The sequence below is a fragment of the Enterococcus sp. 3H8_DIV0648 genome (genome assembly GCF_002140655.1).
GTDB classification, from domain to species: Bacteria; Bacillota; Bacilli; order Lactobacillales; family Enterococcaceae; genus Enterococcus_A; species Enterococcus_A hulanensis.
The window spans coordinates 1121046-1127930 of the sequence record NZ_NGLG01000002.1 but is presented as its reverse complement, the minus strand read 5'-3'; the positions used below and the strand labels follow the sequence as shown (position 1 = coordinate 1127930).

7 protein-coding genes are annotated in these 6885 nt (G+C 42.3%); 1 reads left to right on the top strand and 6 read right to left on the bottom strand.

The features are described from left to right. Positions 1-498: 498 nt before the first annotated feature. The 3 genes from A5875_RS21645 to A5875_RS21635 form a co-directional block, all read right to left on the bottom strand. Positions 499-1155 (bottom strand): ArsR/SmtB family transcription factor, encoded by a 657-nt coding sequence (locus A5875_RS21645; RefSeq protein WP_088935626.1) that lies wholly within the window; start codon positions 1153-1155, stop codon positions 499-501. 335 nt (positions 1156-1490) lie between these two features. After that, positions 1491-2819 (bottom strand): 6-phospho-beta-glucosidase, encoded by a 1329-nt coding sequence (locus tag A5875_RS21640; RefSeq protein ID WP_088935625.1) that lies wholly within the window; start codon positions 2817-2819, stop codon positions 1491-1493. A gap of 18 nt (positions 2820-2837) precedes the next feature. Further along, positions 2838-4106, bottom strand: a complete 1269-nt coding sequence (locus tag A5875_RS21635; protein ID WP_088935624.1) for a PTS sugar transporter subunit IIC — start codon at positions 4104-4106, stop codon at positions 2838-2840. Between the two features lie 215 nt (positions 4107-4321). Here A5875_RS21635 and A5875_RS21625 point away from each other — a divergent pair, with 215 nt between their 5' ends. Further along, positions 4322-5074 (top strand): MurR/RpiR family transcriptional regulator, encoded by a 753-nt coding sequence (locus A5875_RS21625; protein WP_088935622.1) that lies wholly within the window; start codon positions 4322-4324, stop codon positions 5072-5074. 68 nt (positions 5075-5142) lie between these two features. Here the strand turns inward: A5875_RS21625 and A5875_RS21620 are convergent, their stop codons facing one another. The 3 genes from A5875_RS21620 to A5875_RS21610 are packed head-to-tail and all read right to left on the bottom strand — an operon-like array spanning position 5143 to position 6850. Then, positions 5143-6114: a choloylglycine hydrolase family protein gene (locus A5875_RS21620; protein WP_088935621.1), complete on the bottom strand. Its 972-nt coding sequence runs from the start codon at positions 6112-6114 to the stop codon at positions 5143-5145. 56 nt (positions 6115-6170) lie between these two features. After that, positions 6171-6359 (bottom strand): hypothetical protein, encoded by a 189-nt coding sequence (locus A5875_RS21615; RefSeq protein WP_088935620.1) that lies wholly within the window; start codon positions 6357-6359, stop codon positions 6171-6173. An 11-nt stretch (positions 6360-6370) separates the two neighbouring features. After that, the gene (locus tag A5875_RS21610) at positions 6371-6850 is read right to left on the bottom strand and encodes an Rrf2 family transcriptional regulator (protein ID WP_176244773.1); all 480 of its coding nucleotides are present in this window, start codon (positions 6848-6850) and stop codon (positions 6371-6373) included. Between the last annotated feature and the right edge of the window lie 35 nt (positions 6851-6885).

The window sequence follows — 6885 nt, the reverse complement described above, 5'->3', positions numbered from 1 at the left end:
CTTCTTCATACTAATGTATTCATTTTTTGTCAAAAATGAGTTCTATTTTCATCCGTATATCATTCTGCTAAAGTGCTCGAATCTGAGTTCTCATTAGATTCTGCATTTAGCTTTGCGAAGCTTATTTCTGCAAAAAGCAGAACTGACATCCTTCTTCATACTAATGTATTCACTGCCTTACAAAAATGAGTCCGTGTTTCATCCGTATATCATTCTGCTAAAGCGCCCGAATCTGGGTTCTCATTTGATTCAGGATTCAGTTTTGCGAGACTTATTTCTGCCAAAAGCAGAACTGACATCCTTCTTCATACTAATGTAATCATTTTTTGTCAAAAATGAGTTTGTGTTTCATCCGTATATCATTCTGCTAAAGTGCTCGAATCTGGGTTCTCATTAGATGCTGCATTTAGCTTTGCGAGACTTATTTCTGCAAAAAGCAGAACTGACATCTTTCTTCTTATTAAAGTATTCACTGCCTTACAAAAATGAGTCCGTGTTTCATCCGATCGACTCCTTTTTATGTAATTTCCAGTCATTGACGCCTTGTGCGAGCTTGACGGCTTTTCGACCTGATTGTTCTAAAATATCGATCGCTTTGCTGGCCATGACACAATGCGGCCCGCGGCAATAGGCTACGATCGTTTTGTCCTGCGGCAACCCTTCCACCAGCGTGTTCAACTCCTCGATCGGCATGGAGACAGCGCCGGGAATGTGCGCCGTTTCAAACTCATCACTAGGACGGACATCCACCAGAACAATTTCTTCTCGTTGGATCTTTTCCTCCATCTCCTCGATCGAAACGGTGTACTCTTCTGCGGCTTCGCCTAAGAATTTATCCTTCACGAGATGCTGCTGCTGGATCTGCTCCTGCGCGACCTCTAAGAAGTTCGTCAGCATTTGTTCGATTTTTTCGTCTGCTAAGCGGTAATAAAAGAAATTCTTATAGCGCTCATTTCTGACTAAATGCGATTTTAACAGCACCTGCAAATGCTTCGATGTGTTAGCGATTGAAAGGCCCGTTTCCTCCGCGATAGCTTCAACGGTCTTTTTTGACTGTATCAATAAACTAAGAATCTCTAACCGGTTCTCGTTCGACAAGGCTTTGCCCATTTGAGCATATTCGCGAAAATAGTCTTTATTGGTATCTTGATTCATCTCTGATCCCTCCAATCCATTAACCGAAATCTATTCAACCGATTAGTTGAATAGTAATATACCTCTGTTTCTTTGTCAACCATTCGAGCTTCACTTGACTAAGGGCTCCGACGTTAGAAAGGCTTCGCGAACTCGCTCAGCTTTTGAGCAATAAGACTAAAATTTTGATAAGTCGTTTCTCAGACTTCTCAAAATTTTCGCTTATTGCCGATAAAGCTAGTTCGTGAAGCCAGACGCCGTTAAAGCTGTTGATTCAACGTTTTTACTTGTCAAATTTTGATACTTTCTTTAAGATCAAAAAAGCCCAGCAAGCGAACTTGCCGGACCAAGCTATTTTAGACAGGTACTTTTTCAAAGAAATTAGGTAAATATTTCTTATGGACGATCAACAGCTCTTCCATCACTGTTTTTGCGACATCGCCGCTGGTAATTAAAGGATTCATCGTAAATGCTTGCAGCAGTGTGCCATAATCTCCCGTGACCGCCGCTTCGATGGTCAATTCTTCCATGGCTTTCATTAATTGTAACAAGCCGCGCTCTTGCGGCTTAAAGGAACCAAACGTATAAGGTACCGGACCATTTCCCGTCAGCATACAGGTGACTTCTACTGCCGCGTCAGCCGGCAAATCTGAAATCGTGCCATTATTTTTAGTGCTGACCGTCATTACCGTACGCTTATCATTATAAATCGAAGAGATCGTTTCGCAGGCCGCGTCGCTATAACGGGCGCCCCCTCTTTCAGCAAGCTGCTGAGGCTTGTAATCCAAGTTTGGATCTTTGTATAATTCAAAAAGCTCCGCTTCGATTTCCTTCACTTTTTCTGCCCGCGTGCCATGATTTTTGAAGTCTACTAATTCTTCAGCCAGCATCTTGTCAGTATAATAGTAATAATTATGGTACGGACAAGGCACCATATGCAGGTTCTCCACCTGTTCTAAAATCAATTCGTTATCCTTGATATTGGCGACGATCGACTGGCTGTTGCCTTCACCATACATCTTCTGGATCAATTCATCGGTTCGATCATGACCGAATTTATCGACGACTGTATGCCAATGCAGATGATTGATCCCGGCAAATTGGAAAAACAGGTCCTCCGGTTTTTCTTGCAAAATTTCCGCTTCTTCTACCACAGCATTCACCGGAATGTTACACAGCCCAACGACTTTGTCCCATTTTCCGTAGCGCAATACCGCCTCTGTCACCATACCGGCAGGATTCGTGAAGTTGATCAGCCACGCCGCTGGACAAAGCTCTTTCATTTCTTCGACGATCTCCAAAATAACTGGAATCGTTCGCAAGGCTTTAAAAATCCCCCCTGCTCCATTGGTTTCTTGACCGATCAGGCCATGACTCAAAGGAATCCGTTCATCTAAAATTCTTGCATCCAAAAGTCCGACTCGCAGCTGCGTGGTAACGAAGTCAGCATCCTTTAGAGCCGCTTTTCGGTCCAGCGTCAAATGGACTTCACAGTCGATCCCGGCTGCCTGGACCATTCGTTTTGCCATCGCGCCAACGATCTCCAGCTTGTGTTTGCCTTCTTCAATATCTACCAGCCACAGTTCGCTGATTGGAAATTCCTGATAACGTTTGATAAATCCTTCGACGAGTTCAGGCGTATAGCTTGATCCGCCGCCGATAGTAACTACTTTTAATTTCGACATGTTTGCTCTTCCTCATTTCTATTCACTAAGTAATTCTGTTGCTTCTGCTTCTTTTAATTCTTCTCCTTCTTTGGCCAGCATTTCCTTTTCCGCCATTTTGAAGAATGGGAAGTAGATAGCGATCGCGATACATATTTCAACGGCCGACCAGACTGCGGCACGCCAATCCCAGCCGGTTGCCATCAACGGGCCGATAATCGGAGGCATCGTCCATGGCACGACCATGATCGGTTTTGCGATCAATCCGATCGACATTAATAAATAGCTTGAGGTGGCTAAAACTAAGGGGATCACGATAAATGGAATCATCATTAATGGATTCATAATAATCGGAAAACCAAAGATGACCGGCTCATTGATCTCAAACAGCGATCCCGGCAAAGCAACCTTGCCTAATTGCTTATAGGTTTTAGCTTTTGAAGTAAGCATCAATAATACTAAGGTTAACGTGGCACCTGTCCCGCCAACATTGACAAACAAGCTGGAAAATCCTGAAGCCGTGATGTACGGCAGTGTTTCTCCCTTAGCAAAGGCCGACGCATTTGCGGCGATAAAGGTTAAGAAGATCGGATCGGCCACACCCTCCAGCGTCATATCGCCATGAATCCCCGCACACCAAAGCAGACTCACTAAGAAGGTATATAGAAGAATCCCCGGCAAACTGTTCAATGCAAAAAGCAATGGAGAGAAAATGTGCTCAATAAATTGTGTGATATCAAAATGGAACGGCACACGAATGATCCAAAACAGCAGCAATACGATCATTCCCGGCACCAACGACACAAATGAATTACTGACTGCCGGCGGAACGCCCTGCGGAAGTCGAATGACCCAATTACGTTTGATACAGAAATTGTAAATTTCGGCAGTAACGATTCCGGCGATGATCGCCGTAAACAATCCGGTCGAATCAAATCCAGCTGGATCGATCACAAAATCATTTGACAGCTGCGTAATGATAAAAGCCATAATCGATAATCCGGCTGACGAGATAGCATTCACTTCATAGCTCTTCGCCAACTCATACCCGATCCCTGCAGCAGCTAATAACGAAATAATTCCAAACGAAGCATTCACCGCAGCATTGATCATGTTTTCATACGGCGCGATAAAATTCAACCAACTTTCAATCGGAATATTTCCGACGATCAGAAACACACTCCCGCTGATAATGGCCGGAAGCGTCAGCGCCAACCCATTACGAACAGCTACTAAATGTCTTTGGTTCCCTAATTTTGTCATCGGGGGAATAATAACTCTTTGCATCCACTCTAAAAACTTATTCATTTTTATTGCCTCCTCTAACTTTGATACTCGCAGTATAAAAAAATTAACCGCTTACGTAAACGCTTTATCGCCATCTTGGAGCATGTGCATTTTTTTGGTATTTGTTCCATAAATGTAACGCCCTGTGCCATTTCCCAATCCGCTATCTGATCCTTGATAAGTGTTTTTTTATCTCGTATAATCGAAGCAAATGAGTACAGAATAGAGGTGTCCAAATGCTATTTCTTCCTAATCAGGTGGATTTGAAAAATGTCGAGGTCGATATTTATAATTACATCATCAAAAATCTGGATAAAGTTTGTTACATGCGGGTCAGAGATTTAGCCGAAGCCGTTCATGTCAGTACGTCCACCATCATCCGCTTTTGTAAAAAATTCGACTGCGAAGGCTATGCGGACTTTCGAATAAAGCTTCAACTGTACGCAAATGAACAAGCTCAAACAACTACCACGATTCAGGCGATCGATGAACTGCCCTTTATTGAGTTCCTAAAACGAACCAGTAATTTTGACTTTCAGCAGGATATTATGAATGCCGTCAATATTTTAAAGGAATCCGATTTGGTCTTGTTTGCCGGGATCGGGACGTCCAGTATTTTTGCCGGCTATGGCGCGATGCTCTTTTCTTCTTTATTTACCTTAGCATTGAACATCCAAGACCCGTTGAACACGCCGCTGGATAATATTTCTGATCAGCTGAATACCCGGATCTGCTTGGTGGCGCTCTCTGTTTCAGGCGAAAATGAAGACATCATCGAATGTATGAATCACATAAAAATGAGAAAATCTCATGTCATCTCTATCACAAATAGTTCCAATTCGCCCATCGCCAAGCTTTCAGATGTCAATATTCCTTATTACACCAATACCGAAATGTACAAAGAAACCAACATCACCTCCCAGCTGCCCGTCACCTATATTTTGGAAATGCTGGCTAGAGAAGTGTACGCGATCAAACAAAAAAATTAAAAAAGATGATCCATTGAGGATTTGCTTTCCCCATTAGATCATCTTTTTTCACTTTATAAAAAACTATGTTAATGCAGCACTGTCGTTTTGAACTTACGATCATATTCAAATTCGATCGGTTCTTTTTTATTTAGCAGTTCTTCATCCAATACCAGCTCGAAAACTTCCTGATTCTCATATGGATTAAAGTAGTAAGTCAAATTTGTCACATCAAAAGCCGCGCGATACTGTGTATAATCGACCGAGCCGTCATTTTTGATATTGACACCTTTGGGAATCGTGACATTGTCCAAAACTTTAAACAACGCATTCAATGGCGCATCCGCATCCACTAATGACCGCAAATAAACCGTACGAACAAATCTTTCTGGCGATGTATACCCGCCAGGCAAGCCAAAAGTACCCGAGCCCTGTCCAAACGGCTGGACTTCATAATCGCCGATTTTTTTATTAGCAAAATTACTCGGTTGCAGACTCAAATAATTGTTTAGATTCTTTAAATGCCAACCAAATTCAGGACTATTGGTCATTACACCAACTGGGTTCTCTTTTATCACTAACTCTCCGCTATCCGATTCAACGACCACCGTTTCTCCAGTCCGATCAGTGATGATAAAGTGCAGCGGCGGCACAAAACCTAGTAAAGGTATTTCCTTTTCGACCAGGTTAATTTCCGTCATTCGTTCTCTTAGTTCAGCAATACTTGCGATCTCGCCTAATACCCACATAATGAACTCATGGGGCGCCAGGTTCACCCGATCTTCTTTTACTTCTGAGCTGTATTTTGCTTCATTGAGAAAGTAAAGTTCGGCGATCGCAAGTCCCTGTTCATTCACGCCATCCGCCAGAAAATATTCGTCCAAATTTCGACCAGTTCCGACAAAACCGTACCGCGTTTCTTGGGATTCTTCTAACTGCTTTTTCCAAGCATAATTTCTTGGAATTACGACCGGCCTTCCATCCAGCTGAAAACCAAAATCCATTGTTCGTGCTAAAAAATGCTGCTGATTATTACTTGTTAACGTTAGACTAGTACACATGATCCATTGCTCCTTATCAAAAAATAAGACTCTTTGCAGCCGTAACTACTCCTCGCTTATTTGAAGCGATCCTTGATCGTCGAGGACAAATCTTTAAACTGTTTGCCAACAGCTTTCCCTTTTTCAGCGTATTCTTCGCCAATGCTTTTGCCTTCTTTGCTGTATTTCTTTCCAAGCTCAGCCCCTTGTTCCTTCGTTTGCTCAAAGCCTTCTTTTAATTTTTCAATTTCTTCTTTAAATGACATGGCGCACTCTCCTATTCTTCACTAATAAACTTTTTCCAATCAATCTCTAAATAATTGCCATCAGAATTCCTTGGTAAAATCTCGATTAGCAGATGGGCTTGCAACTGCTCCAGATACATCTTTTGCGCTTGCGAATGAATCCCGATCACCACATCCGCTTTTTCTTTGACCAATTTTTTGTCGATAAACATCGCATCGATCGGTGCAAGATTTATGTTGGATAAAAAGGACTTTTCTCCTTCAATCGCTAAAAAAATATCAAGAAAAGTAATCGCTTCTTTCGACTTTTTCAACTTATATCCACCCTGCTTTGACGCATATGATTCGATCAAATCGGCATGCTTTAGTTTGGTGGCGATCTTTTGCAAATACGTATGCGAGACATTCATCCGTCTGCTGATTTCACTAGATTTCAGTGCTTCATTATCAGGCAGCTCCGCTAACATAACCAAAATTCCGATTGCTTGAACGTAGGATGACGATAATTTCAAACACTCACCTCTTTCTACGGATATTATATATCCTG

Bases quoted from the DNA above. Each gene is read 5' to 3' on its own strand.
- A5875_RS21645 (WP_088935626.1), bottom strand. From the start codon at position 1,155: ATGAATCAAGATACCAATAAAGACTATTTTCGCGAATATGCTCAAATG.
- A5875_RS21640 (WP_088935625.1), bottom strand. From the start codon at position 2,819: ATGTCGAAATTAAAAGTAGTTACTATCGGCGGCGGATCAAGCTATACG.
- A5875_RS21635 (WP_088935624.1), bottom strand. From the start codon at position 4,106: ATGAATAAGTTTTTAGAGTGGATGCAAAGAGTTATTATTCCCCCGATG.
- A5875_RS21625 (WP_088935622.1), top strand. From the start codon at position 4,322: ATGCTATTTCTTCCTAATCAGGTGGATTTGAAAAATGTCGAGGTCGAT.
- A5875_RS21620 (WP_088935621.1), bottom strand. From the start codon at position 6,114: ATGTGTACTAGTCTAACGTTAACAAGTAATAATCAGCAGCATTTTTTA.
- A5875_RS21615 (WP_088935620.1), bottom strand. From the start codon at position 6,359: ATGTCATTTAAAGAAGAAATTGAAAAATTAAAAGAAGGCTTTGAGCAA.